Genomic DNA, 19,983 nt, shown 5'->3' with positions numbered 1-19,983 from the left:
CTCCTTATTTACGGCCTTTACGCTGCTGCTTTTTAGGTTGAGCAGCCGGTTCCGGTTGTTCAACAGCAGCCATACCACCCAGGATCTCACCTTTGAAGATCCATACCTTAACGCCGATTACACCGTAAGTGGTGTGCGCTTCAGAGGTGTTGTAGTCGATGTCAGCACGCAGAGTGTGCAGCGGTACGCGACCTTCACGGTACCATTCGGTACGTGCGATTTCCGCGCCGCCCAGACGGCCGCTAACTTCAACTTTGATACCTTTAGCGCCCAGACGCATTGCGTTCTGTACAGCACGCTTCATAGCACGACGGAACATAACGCGACGTTCCAGCTGAGAAGTGATGCTGTCAGCAACCAATTTAGCGTCCAGTTCAGGCTTACGAACTTCGGCGATATTGATCTGAGCAGGAACGCCAGCGATATCCGCTACGACCTTGCGCAGTTTTTCTACGTCTTCGCCTTTCTTACCGATAACGATACCCGGGCGAGCAGTGTGAATAGTCACACGGATGCTCTTAGCCGGACGCTCGATAACGATACGAGATACGGACGCTTTTGCCAGTTCCTTCGTCAGGTACTGACGTACTTTAAAATCGCTGTCCAGGTTGTCAGCGAATTCTTTGGTGTTCGCGAACCAGGTAGAGTTCCATGGTTTGACAATACCCAGGCGAATACCATTAGGATGTACTTTCTGACCCATTGCTAGTCTCCAGAGTCTCAGCGATCGGACACAACCACAGTAATGTGGCTGGTGCGCTTCAGGATGCGATCTGCACGACCTTTTGCACGCGGCATAATGCGCTTCATGCTCGGGCCTTCGTCTACGAAAATTTTCGCAACTTTCAGATCGTCAATGTCAGCGCCATCGTTGTGTTCAGCGTTAGCAATGGCAGATTCCAGTACTTTCTTGACCAGTACAGCCGCTTTCTTATTGGTGTAGGTCAGAATATCCAGGGCCTGCGACACTTTCTTACCGCGAATCAGGTCAGCAACAAGGCGAACCTTCTGAGCAGAAGAACGAGCATGGCGATGTTGAGCTAAAGTTTCCATCTCTTCCTCCTACCTTATTTCTTCTTCGCTTTTTTATCAGCAGCATGGCCGCGATAAGTACGAGTCGGTGCGAATTCACCCAGTTTGTGACCAACCATTTCGTCGGTTACAAAGACTGGAACGTGCTGACGACCATTATGGACAGCGATGGTCAAACCGATCATGTTAGGAAAGATCGTTGAACGACGGGACCAAGTGCGCAGGGGCTTCTTGTCTCCGCTTTCCACCGCTTTCTCTACCTTCTTCAGCAAGTGCAGGTCAATAAAAGGACCTTTCTTGAGAGAACGTGGCATGGCTTATCCTCTAAAATTATTTGCTACGGCGACGTACGATGAATTTATCAGTACGCTTGTTGCTGCGGGTCTTCTTACCTTTGGTCTGCAGGCCCCACGGGGATACCGGGTGCTTACCAAAGTTACGACCTTCACCACCACCATGTGGGTGATCGACTGGGTTCATCGCAGTACCGCGAACGGTAGGACGAACACCACGCCAGCGTGCAGCACCTGCTTTACCCAGAACGCGCAGCATATGCTCAGCATTGCCAACTTCGCCCAGAGTTGCACGGCAGTCTGCTTCGACTTTACGCATTTCACCAGAACGCAGACGCAGGGTGACATAAGCACCATCGCGAGCAACGATCTGAACGTAAGTACCAGCGGAACGTGCCAGCTGACCGCCTTTACCTGGTTTCATTTCTACGTTATGAACGGTAGAACCAACCGGGATATTGCGCATCGGCAGGGTGTTACCTGCTTTGATTGCAGCATCAACGCCAGACTGAATCTGGTCGCCAGCTTTCAGGCCTTTAGGGGCCAGGATGTAACGGCGTTCGCCATCTTTGTACAGAACCAGCGCGATGTTCGCGGAGCGGTTCGGATCGTACTCAAGACGTTCAACTGTTGCCGGGATACCGTCTTTGTTGCGTTTGAAGTCAACAATACGATAAGCCTGCTTATGGCCACCACCGATGTGACGAGTGGTGATACGGCCATTGTTGTTACGACCACCGGATTTGCTGTTTTTTTCCAGCAACGGAGCAAAAGGTTTGCCCTTGTGCAGCTCAGGGTTAACCACTTTAACTACGTGGCGACGACCCGGAGATGTCGGTTTACATTTAACAACTGCCATTGTATTACTCCTCCGACTTACTCAGCGCCGCCAACGAAGTCCAGTTTCTGGCCTTCTTTCAGGGTGACGTAAGCTTTTTTCCAGTCGCTACGACGACCGATACGCTGTCCGTGACGTTTAACTTTCCCTTTAACTACCAGGGTGTTAACGACTTCGACTTCGACTTCAAACAGTTTCTGCACAGCAGCTTTGATTTCTGCTTTGGTCGCGTCTTTAGCAACTTTGAGAACGATGGTGTTAGTTTTTTCCATCGCAGTAGACGCTTTTTCAGAAACGTGCGGTGCGCGCAGCACCTTCAGCAGACGTTCTTCACGAATCATGCCAGCATCTCCTCAACTTGCTTAACAGCATCAGCAGTCATTACGACTTTGTCGAAGGCGATCAGGCTAACCGGGTCGATACCCGTTGCATCGCGAACGTCAACCTTGTGCAGGTTACGTGCTGCGAGGAACAGATTTTCGTCCAGCTCACCGGTGATGATCAGCACATCTTCCAGAGCCATGTCTTTCAGTTTCTGTGCCAGCAGCTTAGTTTTAGGCGCTTCTACAGAGAACTTCTCGACAACGATCAGACGATCCTGACGTACCAGTTCGGACAGGATGCTTTTCAGCGCGCCGCGGTACATCTTTTTGTTAACTTTTTGACTGTGGTCCTGCGGACGAGCAGCGAAGGTCACGCCACCGGAACGCCAGATCGGGCTCTTGATAGAACCTGAACGCGCACGGCCGGTACCTTTCTGGCGCCATGGTTTTTTACCAGAACCAGTTACTTCAGCACGAGTCTTCTGAGCACGAGTACCCTGACGAGCACCAGCTGCATAAGCAACAACAACCTGGTGAACCAGCGCTTCGTTGAAATCACGACCGAAGGTAGTTTCGGAAACAGTCAGCGCGCTCTGCGCGTCTTTCAATACTAATTCCATTGCTATCCCCTTACGCCTTCACAGCTGGTTTAACGATCAGGTCGCTACCGGTTGCACCCGGGACCGCACCTTTCACCAGCAGCAGGTTGCGCTCAGCGTCAACACGTACTACGTCCAGGCTCTGAACAGTTACACGTTCGTTACCCAGCTGACCTGCCATTTTCTTGCCTTTGAACACTTTGCCCGGAGTCTGGTTCTGACCGATAGAACCCGGAACGCGGTGAGACAAGGAGTTACCGTGAGTAGCGTCCTGGGTACGGAAGTTCCAGCGCTTAACGGTACCAGCAAAACCTTTACCTTTAGAGGTACCGGTTACGTCAACTTTTTTAACTTCAGCAAACAGTTCGACGCTGATGTTCTGACCAACGGTGAATTCTTCACCCTCTGCCAGACGGAACTCCCACAGGCCGCGGCCAGCTTCTACGCCAGCTTTAGCGAAATGGCCAGCTTCCGGCTTGGTTACACGGTTTGCTTTTTTAGCACCGGTGGTAACCTGAACAGCACGATAGCCATCGTTAGCCAGGTCTTTAACCTGAGTAACACGGTTTGCTTCAACTTCGATTACGGTTACTGGGATAGAAACGCCATCTTCAGTGAAGATGCGGGTCATACCCACTTTTTTACCGACTAAACCAATCATTGTATCAACCTCTCAATCGCTCGATGACCTGATTAACCCAGGCTGATCTGCACGTCTACACCGGCAGCCAGGTCCAGACGCATCAGAGCATCAACGGTTTTCTCGGTTGGCTCAACGATGTCAACCAGACGCTTGTGAGTGCGAATTTCGTACTGATCGCGCGCGTCTTTGTTAACGTGCGGAGAGATCAGAACGGTAAAGCGCTCTTTGCGGGTCGGCAGCGGGATCGGACCGCGAACCTGCGCACCAGTGCGCTTGGCAGTCTCGACGATTTCCGCGGTTGATTGATCGATCAGACGATGATCAAACGCTTTAAGGCGGATACGGATTCTTTGGTTCTGCATGAGACCAGAGCTCCAATTATTTTATAGACGAAATGATTACTCCTCAAACCCATTACGATTGATGGGAGAGTGTAACCGTTCTTACGTAGCCCCCCAATTGGGAGCATTGTTGATGACCAAAAAGCGCCATCGGGTTCAGATTGAACCGCTGTCAATATTAGACAAGCCCGCGCATTATACGCAAATACCAGCGCGAAGCAAGGGGTGTTTAGAAATTAGTCATGACGATTTGCGTTATTGCGCGCATCCCGCACTGTAAAAGATGTCATCGCGTGAGAAATACGGGAAAGCGGCTCGCAGCACTGTGTTTTGCCTTTTGCGTCCAGGGCAAGCCTTCGCCACACTCGTGGCCTGGACAACTTACCGGAGGCGCGTATGGCTTATGCTCCCCTGCCCTTCTTCATTTTCTACACGCTATTAACACTGGCGCTTAGCTGGCATGACTGGCGTACCGGTCTGCTGCCAGACAGACTGACCTGTCCGCTCTTGTGGGGCGGCGTGCTGTATCACCTGTGCCTTTACCCTGCGCGGTTATCCTTATCATTATGGGGAGCCATTGGAGGATATGTCGCCTTTGCGCTGATTTACTGGGGATATCGGGGCGTGCGCCATCGGGAAGGGTTAGGCTATGGCGATGTCAAATTGCTCGCCGCGCTGGGCGCATGGCATGGCTGGCAAGTGCTTCCTGAGCTGATACTCTCTGCCGCGTTGTTGGCCCTGCTCTTTATCAGCCTGTCAGCGCTCCATCAATGCAAGTGGCAGGCAATAAAAAACCCGCTGCCATTTGGTCCCTTTCTGGCCGCAGCGGGTTTCATCATATTCGGGCTTAGGATGTTTTAGTCTTCAACTTTGATTTGTGACTGCAGATAATTTTGCAGGCCAATCTTGCCGATCAGGTCCAGTTCGGTTTCCAGCCAGTCGATATGATGCTCTTCTTCACTGAGGATGTTGATAAGCATATCGCGGCTCACATAGTCATGAACGCTGTCGGCGTAGGCAATGGCTTCACGAAGATCTTTCGCGCCTTCCAGCTCAAGGCGGAGATCCGATTGCAGCATCTCTTCCACATCTTCGCCAATTTGCAGTTTGCCCAGATCCTGGAGATTCGGTATCCCTTCGAGAAATAAAATACGCTCGATATATTTATCTGCGTGCTTCATCTCATCGATTGATTCGTGATACTCGATATCGTTGAGGCGCATCAGGCCCCAGTTTTTGAACATTCTCGCATGGAGAAAGTATTGGTTGATTGCGACAAGCTCATTTCCCAATAATTTATTGAGATAATTTATAACCTTAACATCACCTTTCATTATGTAGTCCCTCCGCTTCCACTTATTGAAGCGTAGATCGGGCTACAGGGATGTCAAAAAAAGAATCGGGCTCAGGCGATTTCCTGATATTCCGGCATCTGCGTTAATTCGTCTTCCATCACTTCGCGGGCCGCACGTACGCACTTACCGCATTGATTTCCCACGGGTATAAATTTGCGTAATTGTTGGAAAGATTGAGGATGAAACTGGCGAACTACCTGGCGAATTTTTTTATCGCTTACACCGTTACACAAACAAACGTACATAATGACTCCCGCTTAATTTATGAACAGAGTGTAAATGAGAATAGTTATGATTACAATAGTAGATGACAAATGACGCAGCGGGTGCGCATTTTTAAATAAAAAATGAAAGCAGAAATAATAGACAGCAAAAAGGGCGCCGAAGCGCCCTTTTTAAGCTCAAAACTAATTAATTAATAATTAGCTCATTACTTTAGCAACAACGCCCGCGCCAACGGTACGGCCGCCTTCACGGATTGCGAAACGCAGACCGTCGTCCATCGCGATCGGGTGGATCAGGGTAACAACCATTTTGATGTTGTCGCCCGGCATTACCATCTCTACGCCTTCCGGCAGTTCGATGGTACCAGTCACGTCAGTAGTACGGAAGTAGAACTGCGGACGGTAGCCTTTGAAGAACGGAGTATGACGGCCGCCTTCGTCTTTGGACAGGATATAAACTTCAGATTCGAATTTGGTGTGCGGCTTGATGGAACCCGGCTTAGCCAGTACCTGACCACGTTCGATTTCTTCACGTTTGATACCACGCAGCAGAACACCAACGTTCTCACCAGCACGGCCTTCGTCCAGCAGTTTGCGGAACATTTCAACGCCAGTACAGGTAGACTTAGCAGTCTCTTTGATACCAACGATTTCAACTTCTTCACCAACTTTGATGATACCGCGTTCTACACGACCGGTAACAACGGTACCACGACCGGAGATGGAGAATACGTCTTCGATCGGCAGCAGGAACGGCTTGTCGATAGCACGTTCTGGTTCCGGGATGTAAGAATCCAGGAAGCCAGCCAGTTCGATGATTTTCGCTTCCCACTCTGCTTCGCCTTCCAGCGCTTTCAGAGCAGAACCACGAACGATCGGAGTGTCGTCGCCCGGGAAGTCGTACTGAGACAGAAGTTCACGAACTTCCATTTCTACCAGTTCCAGCAGCTCTTCGTCATCAACCATGTCACATTTGTTCAGGAACACGATGATGTACGGAACGCCTACCTGACGACCCAGCAGGATGTGCTCACGAGTCTGCGGCATCGGGCCGTCAGTCGCAGCAACAACCAGGATCGCGCCGTCCATCTGCGCAGCACCGGTGATCATGTTTTTAACATAGTCGGCGTGGCCTGGGCAGTCTACGTGCGCGTAGTGGCGAGTCGGGGTGTCATATTCAACGTGGGAAGTGTTGATGGTGATACCACGAGCTTTTTCTTCCGGTGCGTTATCGATCTGGTCGAAAGCACGAGCAGCACCGCCGTAGGTTTTAGCCAGTACGGTGGTGATTGCAGCGGTCAGAGTAGTTTTACCGTGGTCGACGTGGCCGATAGTACCAACGTTGACGTGCGGTTTTGTACGTTCAAATTTTTCTTTAGACACGGCTATATTCCTTACTATAGTGCTCTCCCCTTCAGGAGAGAGCACGGGACTTAGGTTTTAACCCCGGGGATTATTTACCACGGGCTTCGATTACGGCCTGAGCAACGTTGTTCGGCGCATCATCATACTTCAGGAATTCCATGGTGTATGATGCACGACCTTTGGTCAGAGAACGCAGCTGAGTTGCATATCCGAACATTTCAGACAGCGGAACTTCAGCGTGGATCTTAACGCCAGTTACTTCAGATTCCTGACCGCGCAGCATACCGCGACGACGGCTCAAGTCACCGATAACATCACCAGTGTTCTCTTCCGGAGTTTCTACTTCAACCTTCATGATCGGCTCAAGCAGAACAGGTTTTGCTTTCTTAAAGCCTTCTTTAAAGGCAATAGAAGCAGCCAGTTTAAACGCCAGTTCAGAGGAGTCAACGTCGTGGTAAGAACCGAAGTGCAGACGAACACCCATGTCTACAACCGGGTAACCAGCCAGCGGACCAGACTTCAGCTGTTCCTGGATGCCTTTATCAACGGCCGGGATGTATTCGCCAGGAATTACACCACCTTTGATGTCGTTGATGAACTCGTAACCTTTCGGGTTAGAGCCCGGCTCCAGCGGATACATGTCGATAACGACGTGACCATACTGACCGCGACCACCAGACTGTTTCGCGTGTTTACCTTCGATATCGGTAACTTTCGCGCGAATCGCTTCGCGGTAAGCAACCTGAGGTTTACCGACGTTCGCTTCAACGTTGAATTCACGTTTCATACGGTCAACGATGATGTCGAGGTGCAGCTCACCCATACCAGCGATGATGGTCTGGTTAGATTCTTCGTCAGTCCATACGCGGAATGACGGGTCTTCTTTAGCCAGACGGCCCAGAGCCAGACCCATTTTTTCCTGGTCAGCTTTGGTTTTCGGTTCAACTGCGATGGAGATTACCGGCTCAGGGAATTCCATACGTTCCAGAATGATCGGCGCATCTTGATCACACAGAGTGTCACCAGTGGTTACGTCTTTCAGACCGATTGCAGCAGCGATATCGCCCGCGCGAACTTCTTTGATCTCTTCACGTTTGTTAGCGTGCATCTGAACGATACGACCGAAACGCTCACGTGCAGCTTTCACGGAGTTCAGTACGGTATCACCAGAGTTAACCACACCGGAGTACACGCGGAAGAAGGTCAGGTTACCTACGAACGGGTCGGTAGCGATTTTGAACGCCAGAGCAGCGAACGGCTCGTCATCACTTGCGTGACGCTCAGCCGGCGTGTCTTTACCGTCGTCCAGGATACCGTTGATCGCCGGAACATCGATTGGGGATGGCAGGTAATCAATTACCGCATCCAGCATCGCCTGAACACCTTTGTTCTTGAACGCAGAACCACAGGTTACCAGGATGATTTCGTTGTTCAGAACGCGCTGACGCAGAGCAGTTTTGATCTCTTCTTCAGTCAGTTCTTCACCACCCAGGTATTTCTCCATCAGCTCTTCAGAAGCTTCAGCAGCGGATTCCAGCAGGTTCTGGTGCCATTCGTTGGCCAGTTCAACCATGTCAGCCGGGATATCTTCGTATTCGAAGGTAACGCCCTGATCTGCATCGTTCCAGTTGATGGCTTTCATTTTCACCAGGTCAACAACACCGGTGAAATGTTCTTCAGCACCAATCGCCAGCTGCAGCGGAACCGGGTTCGCGCCCAGACGGGTTTTGATCTGACCAACAACTTTCAGGAAGTTAGCGCCCATACGGTCCATTTTGTTAACGAACGCGATGCGCGGAACTTTATATTTGTTAGCCTGACGCCATACGGTTTCAGACTGTGGCTGAACACCACCGACTGCGCAGTAAACCATTACCGCACCATCAAGAACACGCATGGAACGTTCTACTTCGATTGTGAAGTCAACGTGCCCCGGGGTGTCGATGATGTTTACGCGATGCGGTTCATACTGCTTAGCCATACCAGACCAGAATGCAGTAGTCGCTGCGGAAGTGATGGTAATACCACGTTCCTGCTCCTGCTCCATCCAGTCCATGGTAGCCGCGCCGTCGTGAACTTCACCGATTTTGTGGTTTACACCGGTGTAGAACAGAATACGTTCGGTAGTAGTGGTTTTACCGGCGTCGATGTGCGCACTGATACCGATGTTACGGTAGCGTGCGATGGGTGTTGTACGAGCCATTTGATTCCTCGTTTATCTTTTTAGGCGTTCAGTTAAGTAACCCAAAGCGGGCTGCTTCGCTGAAGCGCCCGCCTGGTGACTAATACTCCGAAGGGATTACCAACGGTAGTGTGCGAACGCCTTGTTGGCTTCTGCCATACGGTGAACGTCTTCACGTTTCTTAACTGCAGTACCTTTGTTTTCTGCAGCATCAGAAAGTTCGTTCGCCAGGCGCAGAGCCATGGATTTATCACCGCGTTTACGAGCAGCTTCAACGATCCAACGCATTGCCAGAGCATTACGACGGACCGGACGGACTTCAACTGGTACCTGATAAGTAGAACCACCAACGCGGCGAGACTTAACTTCGACAGTCGGGCGCACGTTTTCGAGAGCTACTTCGAAAGCTTCCAGTTCATTTTTACCAGAGCGCTGAGCCAGGGTCTCCAGCGCGCTGTATACGATAGTTTCTGCAGTAGATTTTTTACCATCTACCATCAGGATGTTGACAAATTTAGCCAGCAGTTCTGATCCGAACTTAGGATCCGGCAGGATTTTACGCTGACCAATGACGCGACGACGTGGCATGGAAATACTCCGTTGTTAATTCAGGATTGTCCAAAACTCAAAGAGTTTAGTTTGACATTAATTTAAAACGTTTGGCCTTACTTAACGGAGAACCATTAAGCCTTAGGACGCTTCACGCCATACTTGGAGCGAGCTTGCTTACGGTCTTTAACGCCGGAGCAGTCAAGCGCACCACGAACGGTGTGGTAACGAACACCCGGAAGGTCTTTTACACGACCGCCACGGATCAGGATCACGGAGTGCTCCTGCAGGTTATGACCTTCACCACCGATGTAGGAGGTCACTTCAAAACCGTTAGTCAGGCGAACACGGCAAACTTTACGCAGTGCGGAGTTCGGTTTTTTAGGAGTGGTAGTATATACACGAGTACATACGCCACGTTTCTGCGGGCAGGCTTCCAGTGCCGGCACGTTGCTTTTTGCAACTTTGCGAGCACGTGGTTTGCGAACCAGCTGGTTAACTGTTGCCATTAAATAGCTCCTGGTTTTAGCTTTTGCTTCGTAAACACGTAATAAATCGCCTCATATAATATGAGGACGCAGAATTTTAGGGCGGTGTCGAAAAGGTGTCAAGAAATATACAACAACCTGGCATCTACCAGGCCATCTGAGACGCATGTTTTACCGCCAGCCTGACGAAGTCAGTATAGCCAACCCTGACGACACTGTTCGAAATTTGACCGCATAGCCCACGCGCTTCAACATCTTCATTCAGCACGAACAGGGATATGGGGGCGGAACGGAGAATATCAAGAAAGCGGCTGCCTTCAATTGCGGCCACAACGCCATCAGAGCGAAGCAGCAGGTCATCCCCCTCTTTCACCACGCGCAGCAGCGCAGTGATGTCCGTATGCCAGGGTGAAGTACTTAGAGTATGCAGCATAGACGCCTCAGAAGCGGAGAATCACATCATAGCCATCAAGCTGCTGACGAAGCGCATCGGGCTCCAGCAACTCAACGTCTGTGACAAAGGCCGTGCCCGCACTTAAGCCGCGCTCACGCAGCGACGCCGCGCACAGCCAGACGTTCTCAATATCGTAGAGTGACATTAGCTTAAAGGTGGCGATGTAATCACGCGCCAGCACCGCTGACGGCTTTTGATCGCTCAACAGCTGAAACACCCCATCGCCGATGAAAAAGACACCGAGGTCTTCACTTAACGCGGATGCGGCCAGCAGGGCATCGAGCCCTTCACGCCCGGAGGCGCTCCCGTGCGGCGCCGTCGAAAAAACAAATGCGATACGTTTCATCAGAACTGCACCATGCGATCGCAGGTCAACGCGGCTTGCGCCAGCGCACCCAACCCACTCAGAGAGAAACCCGGCTGGAGATTAAACCCCGGCAGCGACAGGTTTTTCGCTTCGGTTTCATCCGCTACGCCGCGACGCAGCGCCGCCGCCACGCAAATATGCAGCTCGACGCCCTGTTCATCATGCAGCCGCTGCCAGCCGCGCACCACGTCGAACTCATCGCTGGCGGGCGCAGTAAGCTGATTGGCGTTATAGACGCCCTCGCGATAAAAGAACACACAGGCAAGCTCGTGACCTTCGCTCAGCACCGCCTGCGCAAACTGCAGCGCGCTGCTGGCGTGTTGCGTCCCGTAGGCCGGGCCGGTCACCAAGATGGCAAAACGCATTACTTATCTTGCCCCACAAAGTCGCCGCTTTTGAACTGGCGAATGTAGAGATACACCGTGTGTTTAGAGATGTTCAGGCGATCGGCCACCTGATTAATCGCATCCTTGATATCGAAGATTCCTTTCTCGTAAAGATTAAGCACGATCTGGCGGTTTTTAGCGTTATTGGAAACGTTGCGATCGGCATTCACCTCTTCAATCGTGAACTCCAGCGTTTGGGTCACCAGGTCTTCAACTGAAGAGGCAAAGTTCACCTGCGAGTTCACTTCCGGCGTTTCCGGCGGAATAAAGGTGTTCATGATTTGTGAGAAAGGCACATCAAGGTTCATGTTGATGCACAGCAGCCCAATGACACGTTGTTCGCGATTGCGGATCGCGATGGTCACGGACTTCATCAGCACGCCACTTTTGGCACGAGTAAAATAGCATTTGGAAACACTGCTATCTGCGCCGGTCATATCGTGCAGCATGCGCAGGGCCAGGTCGGTAATCGGCGAGCCGATTTTCCGTCCGGTATGTTCACCGTTCGCGATTCGAATAGCCGAGCACTTCAGGTCCTGCAAAGAATGCAGCACAATTTCACAATGGGAACCAATGAGCATCGCTAACCCGTCCACGACCGCTTCGTAGGACTTCAGGATCTCGAAATCGGTTTTATCGAAAGGACGTTGATCCAGTAAATCAAGTTCACTGGTTTCGTTGGTTAAAAGCGACCTGGACATGTAAAAAAGCACTCCTTTTCAGGAGCCTGTCGTTATGTTGTCAGGGCAGGCTCATCACTAATAGGGGGATCTAAAGTAATACGCGCACCAGGCGCTTTCCAGCATTAATTATATCAGGCAGGTAATAAAAAGCCGCCGCCCAATGGGCGGCGGCTGTCAGACTCTTATTTTTTGTCTGCGGTTGCAGCTTTTTCAGCTGGCGCAGCGTCAGCTTTCGCGTCCGCTTTTGGTGCTGGCTTAACATCTAACAGTTCAACGTCGAAGACCAGGGTGGAGTTAGCCGGGATACCCGGAACGCCGGTTTTACCGTAAGCCAGATCCGGTGGGATAACCAGCTTGATTTTGCCGCCTTTTTTGATGTTTTTCAGGCCTTCAGTCCAGCCTGGGATCACGCCATCAAGACGGAAGGAGAGCGGCTCGCCACGAGTGTAAGAGTTATCGAACTCTTTACCGTCAATCAGCGTACCTTTGTAGTTTACTACCACAGTGTCGCTATCGGTCGGCGCGCTACCGGTACCCGCTTTCTCTACTTTGTACAGCAGGCCAGTAGAGGAGGTTTTCACATCTTTCTCTTTGGCGAATTTCGCGCGGTACTCTTTACCTTTCGCTTCGTTATCCGCGGCGTCTTTCTCCATCTTCGCCTGAGCGGAAGACTTCACGCGCGCTTCGAAAGCCTGCAGGGTTTGCTCGATTTCCTGATCGGACAGTTTGCTCTTATCAGCAAACGCGTCCTGAACACCGGCGATCAGCTGATCTTTATCCAGTTTGATGCCCAGTTTTTCCTGTTCTTTCAGGGAGTTTTCCATGTAACGACCCAGCGATGCACCCAGTGCATAGGCGGATTTCTGGTCGTCGTTTTTGAAAGCGGATTTGCTTTCTGCGGCTGCTGCGGTTTTCGCAGAGTCAGCAGCAAACGCCAGCGGCGCATTCAGTGCAACGGCCATCGTGGTTGCCAGAAGCGTTACTTTAAACAGTGATTTCATCCATCTCTCCAGGGCCGGGGCCTCTCGCCCCAAGATTTACTAAGTGAGAAGCGTACTATATAGCCTTGCAGAACAAATCTACATACGAACGCTCCTGATTCTCGACACTTTTCAGACTATTTTTGTTTAAATTAGTTTCCCCATTGACGAAGGAATGCTGCGCGGGGGCCGAAAGTTAAGTAGAATCCGCGGCACCGGGAAGCACGCCGGAACTAACAGCGAAGAGGTTAATGATGCAAGAAATGAGTATTGAAGCGCGGATGGAAGAACTTGAAAGCCGCCTGGCGTTTCAGGAGGTCACCATTGAAGATCTTAACCAAACGGTCACCGCACATGAGTTAGAAATGGCCAAACTGCGTGATCATCTCCGTCTGCTGACGGAAAAACTGAAAGCCAGCCAACCGTCTAATGTCGCGTCCCAGTCAGAAGAGACGCCGCCGCCTCATTATTGAGACGTAAAAAAAGCGGGATTATTCCCGCTTTTTTGTTGCCGGATGGCGCTTCGCTTACCCGGCCTACAAGATAATCTTATGTAGGCCGAATAAGGCAACGCCGCCATCCGGCGAAGGCTGAATTAATGGCAACCGCAACCGCCGTTACCACAACCGCCTTTACCGTGTTCGTGACCATGGTCGTGACCGTGGCCGCCGCAGCAACCGTCGTGGTCATGATCGTGATCGTGACCGTTCGCACCGTGAACGTGGCCATGAGCCAGTTCTTCTTCGGTTGCTTCACGGATAGCCACAACTTCCACGTTAAATTTCAGATTCTGACCCGCCAGCATGTGGTTACCATCAACCACAACGTGATCGTCTTCAACTTCGGTGATTTCAACCGGAACCGGGCCCTGGTCAGTTTCTGCCAGGAAGCGCATGCCAACCTGCAGTTCGTCAACGCCCATGAACACGTCTTTAGGAACGCGCTGCACCAGGTTTTCGTCATACTGACCGTAAGCGTCGTTCGCGCCCACAGCCACATCGAATTTATCGCCAACTTCGTGACCATCCAGCGCTGTTTCCAGGCCAGAGATCAGGGAACCGTGACCATGCAGGTAGTCCAGCGGCGCACTTACCGGAGACTCATCAACCAACACACCGTCTTCTGTACGTACCTGATAGGCCAGGCTGACCACCAGGTCTTTTGCTACTTTCATGATATCTCCTGAGCAAGGGAAGAATAGTGGCGCAGATTGTAGCGGAATTCTGCACTCGTGTACCCCTTAGCTTAAAAAAAGGCGAGCGATAACGCTAGTCGGGATGAAAAATGCCAATCACTTGCTCATCTTTGCGAACGTGATCGCGGGCTTCTTTATCTGCTTCCCGCATCTGATGACCACACTTAACGCATTCAACAATATCAACATTATTTTCGCGCCACATGGCCATGGAATCCTGCGCCTGACACGCCGGGCATTTCGCGCCCGCGATAAACCGTTTACGTACCGCCATACTTCACCTTTTATTCAAATTCATCCCAGCCATCCAGCTGACGTCGCTCCTGTTGCATCTCGCGCTGGAAGATCTCCTCCAGCTCGCGCCGCGCTTCCCGCACGCGCGAAATCTGTTGCGTATCGCTGTGCACCGGCATCAGCTCGCGCAGCATCCGCATATCGAGCCGACGGAAGTGCAGTTGCGCCCGCTGCGCCTGATGAGGATGCATTCCCGTCGAAATCAGCGCCTTACGCCCCAGTTCCAGCGCGCTGGAAAAGGTCTCACGAGAAAACTGTAACACGCCCGCCTGCAGCAGTTCGTGCGCTTCCACACGTCCCCTGGCACGCGCCATAATATTGAGGTGCGGAAAGTGCTGTTGGCAGATTTCCACCAGCTTCATGGTGTCTTCCGGATCGTTACAGGTGATGACAATCGACTGCGCCTGCTCCGCCCCGGCGGAACGCAGCAACTCAACCTGCGTCGCGTCACCGTAGTAAACCTTATAACCATATTTACGCATCAGGTTTACCGCGCTGATATCCCGCTCCAGTACGGTGATGCGCAGCTTGTTCGCCATCAGCAAACGGCCAATTACCTGACCAAAACGGCCAAAGCCAACCACAATTACCTGCGGCTTATCGTCTTCCACCCACGGCGCTTCCTCTTCTTCTTCCGGGCCGTTAAAGCGGCGCGACAGCACGCGATCGACCGCTTTCATCAGCAGCGGCGTGGTCATCATCGACAACGTTACCGTCACCAGTAGCAGCGCCATCTGATCGCCTTTAAACAGCTTTGCGCTCGATGCGGCAGAAAAGAGCACAAACGCAAACTCACCGCCCTGGCTGAGCACGCCAGCGAACTGCATCCGCTCGGAACTACGCAGGCCATGCAGCCGCGCCAGCACGTACAGCACCAGCGTTTTCACCGCCACCAGCACCACCACGCTGCCCACCACCCACAAAATATGGGTGTAGAGCACGCCAAGATTCAGCGCCATGCCGACGGAAATAAAGAACAGCCCCAGCAACAGCCCCTTAAAGGGCTCGATAGCCGTCTCCAGCTCGTGGCGATATTCACTTTCCGCCAGCAGCACCCCGGCGATAAACGTCCCGAGCGCCATCGACAGCCCCAACGCATCCATAAACAGCGCGGAACCCAGCACCAGCAGCAGCGTCGCCGCCGTAAACACTTCGCGCACGCCGGAGGCGGCGATAAAACGGAATACCGGGCGCAGTAGGTAACGCCCGCCAATCAACACGCCACCAAACACCAGCACCTTCATGCCGACAGCCATCCAGTCGACATGATCGTCGCCAGACCCCGCCAGCAGCGGCACCAGCGCTAACGCGGGGATGACCGCTAAATCCTGGAACAGCAGCACCGAAAAGCCGAGTTGCCCCGATTCGCTGCGGTTCATGCCCTTCTCGCGCATCAGTTGCAGCGCCATCGCCGTCGATGACATCGCCAGACCAATCCCGCCAATCACCGCCGTCTGCCAGGAGAAATCGGTCAGCATCAGCAGGCCGCCGAGGATAAGCGCGCTGAAAATAACCTGCGCCGCGCCGATGCCGAAAATGGGTCGCCGCAGTTGCCAGAGCTTGGCCGGATTCAGTTCAAGCCCGATGATGAACATCAGAAAGACGACGCCCAGCTCCGAAAAATGAAGTATCTCATCGACGTCGCTGATAAATCCCAGCCCCCACGGGCCGATAGCAATTCCCGCCAGCAGGTAGCCCAGCACTGCGCCAATCCCCAAACGGGCAGCCAGCGGCACCGCCACCACGGCGGCAAACAGAAACAGCACGCCGGCCAGTAACAAATCGGAACCTTCCATCAGCGGCCTCCCGGTGCAATCGGCGAGGCCAGCCACTCACCGTACGCTTTCGCGTGGCTCGCCAGCTCTTCCGGCGATTGACGGCGTGCCCAGTAGATAATCATCGGGTTCATCCAGTGCATGCGGCACATCGCCGCCGTCAGCTCAAAAGGACGTAAAATATCGCTCATGGGATAGCGGTTCAGCGCGTCATAACGGTAGGCACTTTCTGGCTCGCCGGTGGTGATGACGCTACGCCAGTACTTTCCCGCCAGTTGGTTGCCCCCCACCCCGCTGGCAAAGCCGCGGCTGAGCACCCGGTCGAGCCACTCTTTGAGCAGCGCCGGGCAACTGTAGGTATAAAGCGGATGCTGGAACACAATTACCTCGTGCTCGCGCAGCAGCGCCTGTTCTCGCGGGATATCAATAAAAAAATCAGGATAGTTTGCGTACAAGTCATGCACGGTCACGTTGCTCAGCTGCGTGGCAGGCTTGAGCAAAACCCGGTTCGCTACCGAGTCCTGTGATTCCGGATGGGCATACAGCAGCAATACTTTCGGCGTCTGCGACATCATTCCCCTCCGTTTATCATTTCCGGGCGCACGCGCAGCAGGAATGATTTTGTGTATCGTCATCATTTTGGGCTACCATTGCGGCCCGGTGTGGCGATTCGCTCACCACATTACATTATCACAATGACAATTTAACATACCCAGAACATACGGCGCCTTATGATTGTTTTCTCCTCGTTACAAATTCGACGCGGCGTGCGCGTCCTGCTGGACAACGCAACAGCCACCATTAACCCAGGGCAGAAAGTCGGCCTGGTGGGGAAAAACGGCTGCGGCAAATCCACGCTGCTGGCGTTATTGAAGAACGAGTTAAGCGCCGACGGCGGTAGCTTTACCTTCCCCGGCAACTGGCAACTGGCCTGGGTGAATCAGGAAACGCCAGCCCTGGCGGAGCCTGCGCTGGAGTATGTTATTGACGGCGATCGTGAATATCGCCAGCTTGAAGCGCAACTGAACGCTGCCAACGAACGCAACGACGGCCACGCCATTGCCACCGTTCACGGCAAACTCGACGCCATCGATGCGTGGACCATCCGCTCGCGTGCCTCCAGCCTGCTGCACGGTTTAGGCTTCAGTAACGAGCAGCTTGAACGTTCGGTGAGCGATTTCTCCGGTGGCTGGCGGATGCGTTTAAACCTGGCGCAGGCGCTGATTTGCCGCTCCGATTTACTGCTGCTCGATGAACCGACCAACCACCTCGATCTCGACGCGGTTATCTGGCTGGAGAAATGGCTAAAGAGCTATCAGGGCACGCTGATCCTGATTTCCCATGACCGCGACTTCCTCGACCCGATCGTCGATAAAATTATTCATATCGAACAGCAGGCGATGTTCGAATACACCGGCAACTACAGCTCTTTCGAACGCCAGCGCGCGACGCGTCTGGCCCAGCAGCAGGCCACCTATGAAAGCCAGCAGCAGCGCGTGGCGCACCTGCAAAGCTTTATCGACCGCTTTAAAGCCAAAGCCAGCAAAGCCAAACAGGCGCAGAGCCGCGTGAAAATGCTGGAGCGTATGGAGCTTATCGCCCCGGCGCACGTCGATAACCCGTTCCACTTCAGCTTCCGCGCGCCGGAAAGCCTGCCAAGCCCGCTCCTCAAAATGGAGAAAGTCAGCGCAGGCTACGGTGAGCGCATTATTCTCGACTCGATTAAACTGAATCTGGTACCCGGCTCGCGCATCGGCCTGCTGGGGCGCAACGGCGCGGGTAAATCGACGCTGATTAAAATGCTGGCGGGGGAACTTGCCCCAATAAGCGGCGAGATCGGCCTGGCGAAAGGCATTAAGCTTGGCTACTTCGCTCAGCATCAGCTTGAGTTCCTGCGTGCCGATGAGTCACCGATTCAGCATCTGGCGCGCTTAGCGCCGCAGGAGTTAGAACAAAAGCTGCGTGACTACCTCGGCGGTTTCGGTTTCCAGGGCGATAAAGTCAGCGAGCCAACCGGGCGTTTCTCCGGCGGTGAAAAAGCGCGCCTGGTGCTGGCGTTAATCGTCTGGCAGCGCCCGAACCTGCTGCTGCTCGATGAACCGACCAACCACCTTGACCTCGACATGCGTCAGGCGCTGACCGAAGCGCTCATTGAGTTTGAAGGCGCACTGGTTGTCGTCTCGCACGACCGTCACCTGCTGCGCTCCACTACCGATGACCTCTATCTGGTCCACGATGGCAAAGTCGAACCGTTCGATGGCGACCTTGAGGATTACCAGAAGTGGCTCAGCGATTCGCAGAAGCAGGAAGCGCAGGCGGACGACGCCCCGAAAGATAACGTCAACAGCGCCCAGGCGCGTAAAGATCAGAAGCGTCGTGAAGCGGAACTGCGCACGCTCACGCAGCCGTTGCGTAAAGAGATCGCCCGTCTGGAAAAAGAGATGGAAAAACTCAACGCGCAGCTTGCCAGTGCGGAAGAAAAACTGGGCGACAGCGAACTTTACGATCAGAGCCGCAAAGCGGAACTGACCGAATGCCTGCAACAGCAGGCGCAGGCAAAAGCGGGGCTGGAAGACGCAGAGATGGCCTGGCTGGATGCGCAGGAACAACTGGAAGCCATGCTGCAAAGCGAATAAAGGCGATACACCATGAACCCGGTAACGACTAACGACATCACCTTCCGTAAACTGGCAATCTTCATGACCTTTATGGAGAAGGGCAATATCGCCCGTACCGCCGAAGCGCTGGAACTCAGCGGCGTGAGCGTGCATCGTGCGCTGCATACGCTGGAAGAGAATGTCCGTTGTCCGTTGTTCATCCATAAAGGCCGCAACCTGGTGGCGCTTCCGGCGGCCTGGACGCTGCTGGAGTATTGCCAGGAAGTGACTCAACTGATGGCGCGCGGTCTGGAAGAAGCACGTAAAACGGCGGGTGTCGGTCAGGGGCGTCTGCGCGTCGGTACGCTCTATTCATTGACGCTGGAAACCGTACCGCGCCTGATCATGGGTATGAAACTGCGGCGTCCGGATCTGGAGCTTGACCTCACCATGGGCTCCAACGATACCCTGCTGCATATGCTGGAAGACGGCACGCTGGACGCGATCATCATCTCTATTTCTGAGAGCGACATCGACCGCAACAATATGGAAGTGCTGCCGCTGTTCCACGACGACATTTTTCTCGCCGCGCCTGCGTCAGCCTCGCTGAATACCGACTCGCTTGCCGATCTACGCGACTATCGCGATCAAAAGTTTGTCTCGCTGGCGGAAGGGTTTGCCACCTATGCCGGTTTTCAGGAAGCGTTTCACATCGCCGGGTTTGAACCGGAGATTGTGACAAGGGTAAATGATATTTTCTCGATGCTGAGTTTAGTGCAGGCAGGCGTAGGTTTTACCCTGATGCCGGGGCGTATGAAGAAAGTGTATGAGAGTTCGGTGCAGTTGCTGAAGCTGTCGCAGCCGTACCAGATGCAGCAGCTCATCGCGATTGTGTTCAGCCGCAACCGCGAGCAGGACCCGAACCTCCGCGCGCTCGCTGCCGAAGGACGTATGTACGCGCGGAGCCTGGAAGAGAACGCCTGAGCCGTCGCCGGATGGCGGCGGCCTACAGATGACCGC

The 19,983-nt window shown here is 53.2% G+C and carries 27 protein-coding genes; 4 read left to right on the top strand and 23 right to left on the bottom strand.

Features of this window, described 5'->3' with window-relative positions:
- Window positions 1-4: 4 nt before the first annotated feature.
- The 8 genes from rpsC to rpsJ are packed head-to-tail and all read right to left on the bottom strand — an operon-like array spanning window position 5 to window position 4,090.
- On the bottom strand, window positions 5-703 hold the full coding sequence (gene rpsC / locus G163CM_RS19980) for a 30S ribosomal protein S3 (RefSeq protein WP_006817277.1): 699 nt from the start codon (window positions 701-703) through the stop codon (window positions 5-7).
- 17 nt (window positions 704-720) lie between these two features.
- The gene (gene rplV, locus G163CM_RS19975; protein ID WP_002919773.1) at window positions 721-1,053 is read right to left on the bottom strand and encodes a 50S ribosomal protein L22; all 333 of its coding nucleotides are present in this window, start codon (window positions 1,051-1,053) and stop codon (window positions 721-723) included.
- A 14-nt stretch (window positions 1,054-1,067) separates the two neighbouring features.
- Window positions 1,068-1,346, bottom strand: a complete 279-nt coding sequence (gene rpsS, locus G163CM_RS19970) for a 30S ribosomal protein S19 (protein WP_001138117.1) — start codon at window positions 1,344-1,346, stop codon at window positions 1,068-1,070.
- Between the two features lie 16 nt (window positions 1,347-1,362).
- Window positions 1,363-2,184, bottom strand: coding sequence for a 50S ribosomal protein L2 (rplB, locus tag G163CM_RS19965; protein WP_015962739.1), 822 nt, complete (start codon window positions 2,182-2,184; stop codon window positions 1,363-1,365).
- Between the two features lie 17 nt (window positions 2,185-2,201).
- Window positions 2,202-2,504, bottom strand: a complete 303-nt coding sequence (gene rplW, locus G163CM_RS19960; protein ID WP_231826063.1) for a 50S ribosomal protein L23 — start codon at window positions 2,502-2,504, stop codon at window positions 2,202-2,204.
- Window positions 2,501-3,106, bottom strand: coding sequence for a 50S ribosomal protein L4 (gene rplD / locus G163CM_RS19955; RefSeq protein ID WP_000424395.1), 606 nt, complete (start codon window positions 3,104-3,106; stop codon window positions 2,501-2,503). The genes rplW and rplD overlap by 4 nt, the downstream gene beginning before the upstream one ends.
- A gap of 10 nt (window positions 3,107-3,116) precedes the next feature.
- Complete coding sequence (rplC, locus tag G163CM_RS19950; RefSeq protein ID WP_231826062.1) at window positions 3,117-3,746, bottom strand: 50S ribosomal protein L3; 630 nt, start codon at window positions 3,744-3,746, stop codon at window positions 3,117-3,119.
- A 32-nt stretch (window positions 3,747-3,778) separates the two neighbouring features.
- A complete protein-coding gene (gene rpsJ, locus G163CM_RS19945; RefSeq protein ID WP_001181005.1) occupies window positions 3,779-4,090 on the bottom strand; it encodes a 30S ribosomal protein S10 in 312 nt (103 codons plus the stop codon).
- 375 nt (window positions 4,091-4,465) lie between these two features.
- On the opposite strand from rpsJ, the gene G163CM_RS19940 reads away from it, so the two are divergent.
- On the top strand, window positions 4,466-4,930 hold the full coding sequence (locus G163CM_RS19940) for a prepilin peptidase (RefSeq protein ID WP_231826061.1): 465 nt from the start codon (window positions 4,466-4,468) through the stop codon (window positions 4,928-4,930).
- On the opposite strand, the gene bfr is transcribed toward G163CM_RS19940, so the two are convergent.
- The 11 genes from bfr to fkpA all read right to left on the bottom strand — a co-directional run bounded on the left by bfr (window position 4,927) and on the right by fkpA (window position 13,123).
- Entirely contained in the window at window positions 4,927-5,403 is a 477-nt protein-coding gene (gene bfr / locus G163CM_RS19935) for a bacterioferritin (protein WP_015962736.1), read from the bottom strand. The two genes, G163CM_RS19940 and bfr, sit on opposite strands and share 4 nt — an antisense overlap.
- 71 nt (window positions 5,404-5,474) lie before the next feature.
- Entirely contained in the window at window positions 5,475-5,669 is a 195-nt protein-coding gene (bfd, locus tag G163CM_RS19930; RefSeq protein WP_015962735.1) for a bacterioferritin-associated ferredoxin, read from the bottom strand.
- A gap of 177 nt (window positions 5,670-5,846) precedes the next feature.
- A complete protein-coding gene (tuf, locus tag G163CM_RS19925) occupies window positions 5,847-7,031 on the bottom strand; it encodes an elongation factor Tu (RefSeq protein ID WP_003031109.1) in 1,185 nt (394 codons plus the stop codon).
- 70 nt (window positions 7,032-7,101) lie between these two features.
- Entirely contained in the window at window positions 7,102-9,216 is a 2,115-nt protein-coding gene (gene fusA, locus G163CM_RS19920; RefSeq protein ID WP_015962734.1) for an elongation factor G, read from the bottom strand.
- Window positions 9,217-9,312: 96 nt separating this feature from the next.
- Window positions 9,313-9,783: a 30S ribosomal protein S7 gene (rpsG, locus tag G163CM_RS19915; protein WP_003023657.1), complete on the bottom strand. Its 471-nt coding sequence runs from the start codon at window positions 9,781-9,783 to the stop codon at window positions 9,313-9,315.
- A 95-nt stretch (window positions 9,784-9,878) separates the two neighbouring features.
- Entirely contained in the window at window positions 9,879-10,253 is a 375-nt protein-coding gene (gene rpsL / locus G163CM_RS19910; RefSeq protein ID WP_000246815.1) for a 30S ribosomal protein S12, read from the bottom strand.
- Window positions 10,254-10,377: 124 nt separating this feature from the next.
- The gene (gene tusB, locus G163CM_RS19905) at window positions 10,378-10,665 is read right to left on the bottom strand and encodes a sulfurtransferase complex subunit TusB (RefSeq protein WP_231826060.1); all 288 of its coding nucleotides are present in this window, start codon (window positions 10,663-10,665) and stop codon (window positions 10,378-10,380) included.
- Between the two features lie 7 nt (window positions 10,666-10,672).
- Window positions 10,673-11,032 (bottom strand): sulfurtransferase complex subunit TusC, encoded by a 360-nt coding sequence (gene tusC / locus G163CM_RS19900; RefSeq protein WP_015962732.1) that lies wholly within the window; start codon window positions 11,030-11,032, stop codon window positions 10,673-10,675.
- Window positions 11,032-11,418 (bottom strand): sulfurtransferase complex subunit TusD, encoded by a 387-nt coding sequence (gene tusD, locus G163CM_RS19895; protein WP_231826059.1) that lies wholly within the window; start codon window positions 11,416-11,418, stop codon window positions 11,032-11,034. The genes tusC and tusD overlap by 1 nt, the downstream gene beginning before the upstream one ends.
- Window positions 11,418-12,140, bottom strand: a complete 723-nt coding sequence (locus G163CM_RS19890; RefSeq protein WP_015962730.1) for a helix-turn-helix transcriptional regulator — start codon at window positions 12,138-12,140, stop codon at window positions 11,418-11,420. Before G163CM_RS19890 ends, tusD begins: the two co-directional genes overlap by 1 nt.
- A 164-nt stretch (window positions 12,141-12,304) precedes the next feature.
- Complete coding sequence (gene fkpA / locus G163CM_RS19885) at window positions 12,305-13,123, bottom strand: FKBP-type peptidyl-prolyl cis-trans isomerase (RefSeq protein ID WP_108476640.1); 819 nt, start codon at window positions 13,121-13,123, stop codon at window positions 12,305-12,307.
- A 233-nt stretch (window positions 13,124-13,356) separates the two neighbouring features.
- Here fkpA and G163CM_RS19880 point away from each other — a divergent pair, with 233 nt between their 5' ends.
- A complete protein-coding gene (locus G163CM_RS19880) occupies window positions 13,357-13,575 on the top strand; it encodes a protein SlyX (RefSeq protein WP_231828401.1) in 219 nt (72 codons plus the stop codon).
- Window positions 13,576-13,697: 122 nt separating this feature from the next.
- On the opposite strand, the gene slyD is transcribed toward G163CM_RS19880, so the two are convergent.
- From slyD to kefG, 4 genes are all read right to left on the bottom strand, one after another.
- Window positions 13,698-14,276, bottom strand: a complete 579-nt coding sequence (gene slyD / locus G163CM_RS19875) for a peptidylprolyl isomerase (protein ID WP_231826058.1) — start codon at window positions 14,274-14,276, stop codon at window positions 13,698-13,700.
- 94 nt (window positions 14,277-14,370) lie between these two features.
- Complete coding sequence (locus tag G163CM_RS19870) at window positions 14,371-14,571, bottom strand: YheV family putative zinc ribbon protein (protein ID WP_015962726.1); 201 nt, start codon at window positions 14,569-14,571, stop codon at window positions 14,371-14,373.
- Between the two features lie 10 nt (window positions 14,572-14,581).
- Complete coding sequence (kefB, locus tag G163CM_RS19865) at window positions 14,582-16,387, bottom strand: glutathione-regulated potassium-efflux system protein KefB (RefSeq protein ID WP_231826057.1); 1,806 nt, start codon at window positions 16,385-16,387, stop codon at window positions 14,582-14,584.
- Window positions 16,387-16,938: a glutathione-regulated potassium-efflux system ancillary protein KefG gene (gene kefG, locus G163CM_RS19860; protein WP_015962724.1), complete on the bottom strand. Its 552-nt coding sequence runs from the start codon at window positions 16,936-16,938 to the stop codon at window positions 16,387-16,389. The genes kefB and kefG overlap by 1 nt, the downstream gene beginning before the upstream one ends.
- 159 nt (window positions 16,939-17,097) lie before the next feature.
- Here kefG and G163CM_RS19855 point away from each other — a divergent pair, with 159 nt between their 5' ends.
- The gene (locus G163CM_RS19855) at window positions 17,098-19,002 is read left to right on the top strand and encodes an ABC transporter ATP-binding protein (RefSeq protein WP_015962723.1); all 1,905 of its coding nucleotides are present in this window, start codon (window positions 17,098-17,100) and stop codon (window positions 19,000-19,002) included.
- Window positions 19,003-19,014: 12 nt separating this feature from the next.
- Entirely contained in the window at window positions 19,015-19,947 is a 933-nt protein-coding gene (locus G163CM_RS19850) for a LysR family transcriptional regulator (RefSeq protein WP_015962722.1), read from the top strand.
- Window positions 19,948-19,983: the final 36 nt, after the last annotated feature.

The organism is Pseudocitrobacter corydidari (genome assembly GCF_021172065.1).
Classification (GTDB): Bacteria; Pseudomonadota; Gammaproteobacteria; order Enterobacterales; family Enterobacteriaceae; genus Pseudocitrobacter; species Pseudocitrobacter corydidari.
This window is presented reverse-complemented; position numbering and strand designations above follow the sequence as displayed.

Excerpts from the sequence above, each read along its gene's own strand:
- rpsC (WP_006817277.1), bottom strand. The coding sequence starts at position 703 with ATGGGTCAGAAAGTACATCCTAATGGTATTCGCCTGGGTATTGTCAAA.
- rplV (WP_002919773.1), bottom strand. The coding sequence starts at position 1,053 with ATGGAAACTTTAGCTCAACATCGCCATGCTCGTTCTTCTGCTCAGAAG.
- rpsS (WP_001138117.1), bottom strand. The coding sequence starts at position 1,346 with ATGCCACGTTCTCTCAAGAAAGGTCCTTTTATTGACCTGCACTTGCTG.
- rplB (WP_015962739.1), bottom strand. The coding sequence starts at position 2,184 with ATGGCAGTTGTTAAATGTAAACCGACATCTCCGGGTCGTCGCCACGTA.
- rplW (WP_231826063.1), bottom strand. The coding sequence starts at position 2,504 with ATGATTCGTGAAGAACGTCTGCTGAAGGTGCTGCGCGCACCGCACGTT.
- rplD (WP_000424395.1), bottom strand. The coding sequence starts at position 3,106 with ATGGAATTAGTATTGAAAGACGCGCAGAGCGCGCTGACTGTTTCCGAA.
- rplC (WP_231826062.1), bottom strand. The coding sequence starts at position 3,746 with ATGATTGGTTTAGTCGGTAAAAAAGTGGGTATGACCCGCATCTTCACT.
- rpsJ (WP_001181005.1), bottom strand. The coding sequence starts at position 4,090 with ATGCAGAACCAAAGAATCCGTATCCGCCTTAAAGCGTTTGATCATCGT.
- G163CM_RS19940 (WP_231826061.1), top strand. The coding sequence starts at position 4,466 with ATGGCTTATGCTCCCCTGCCCTTCTTCATTTTCTACACGCTATTAACA.
- bfr (WP_015962736.1), bottom strand. The coding sequence starts at position 5,403 with ATGAAAGGTGATGTTAAGGTTATAAATTATCTCAATAAATTATTGGGA.
- bfd (WP_015962735.1), bottom strand. The coding sequence starts at position 5,669 with ATGTACGTTTGTTTGTGTAACGGTGTAAGCGATAAAAAAATTCGCCAG.
- fusA (WP_015962734.1), bottom strand. The coding sequence starts at position 9,216 with ATGGCTCGTACAACACCCATCGCACGCTACCGTAACATCGGTATCAGT.
- rpsG (WP_003023657.1), bottom strand. The coding sequence starts at position 9,783 with ATGCCACGTCGTCGCGTCATTGGTCAGCGTAAAATCCTGCCGGATCCT.
- rpsL (WP_000246815.1), bottom strand. The coding sequence starts at position 10,253 with ATGGCAACAGTTAACCAGCTGGTTCGCAAACCACGTGCTCGCAAAGTT.
- tusB (WP_231826060.1), bottom strand. The coding sequence starts at position 10,665 with ATGCTGCATACTCTAAGTACTTCACCCTGGCATACGGACATCACTGCG.
- tusC (WP_015962732.1), bottom strand. The coding sequence starts at position 11,032 with ATGAAACGTATCGCATTTGTTTTTTCGACGGCGCCGCACGGGAGCGCC.
- tusD (WP_231826059.1), bottom strand. The coding sequence starts at position 11,418 with ATGCGTTTTGCCATCTTGGTGACCGGCCCGGCCTACGGGACGCAACAC.
- G163CM_RS19890 (WP_015962730.1), bottom strand. The coding sequence starts at position 12,140 with ATGTCCAGGTCGCTTTTAACCAACGAAACCAGTGAACTTGATTTACTG.
- fkpA (WP_108476640.1), bottom strand. The coding sequence starts at position 13,123 with ATGAAATCACTGTTTAAAGTAACGCTTCTGGCAACCACGATGGCCGTT.
- G163CM_RS19880 (WP_231828401.1), top strand. The coding sequence starts at position 13,357 with ATGCAAGAAATGAGTATTGAAGCGCGGATGGAAGAACTTGAAAGCCGC.
- slyD (WP_231826058.1), bottom strand. The coding sequence starts at position 14,276 with ATGAAAGTAGCAAAAGACCTGGTGGTCAGCCTGGCCTATCAGGTACGT.
- G163CM_RS19870 (WP_015962726.1), bottom strand. The coding sequence starts at position 14,571 with ATGGCGGTACGTAAACGGTTTATCGCGGGCGCGAAATGCCCGGCGTGT.
- kefB (WP_231826057.1), bottom strand. The coding sequence starts at position 16,387 with ATGGAAGGTTCCGATTTGTTACTGGCCGGCGTGCTGTTTCTGTTTGCC.
- kefG (WP_015962724.1), bottom strand. The coding sequence starts at position 16,938 with ATGTCGCAGACGCCGAAAGTATTGCTGCTGTATGCCCATCCGGAATCA.
- G163CM_RS19855 (WP_015962723.1), top strand. The coding sequence starts at position 17,098 with ATGATTGTTTTCTCCTCGTTACAAATTCGACGCGGCGTGCGCGTCCTG.
- G163CM_RS19850 (WP_015962722.1), top strand. The coding sequence starts at position 19,015 with ATGAACCCGGTAACGACTAACGACATCACCTTCCGTAAACTGGCAATC.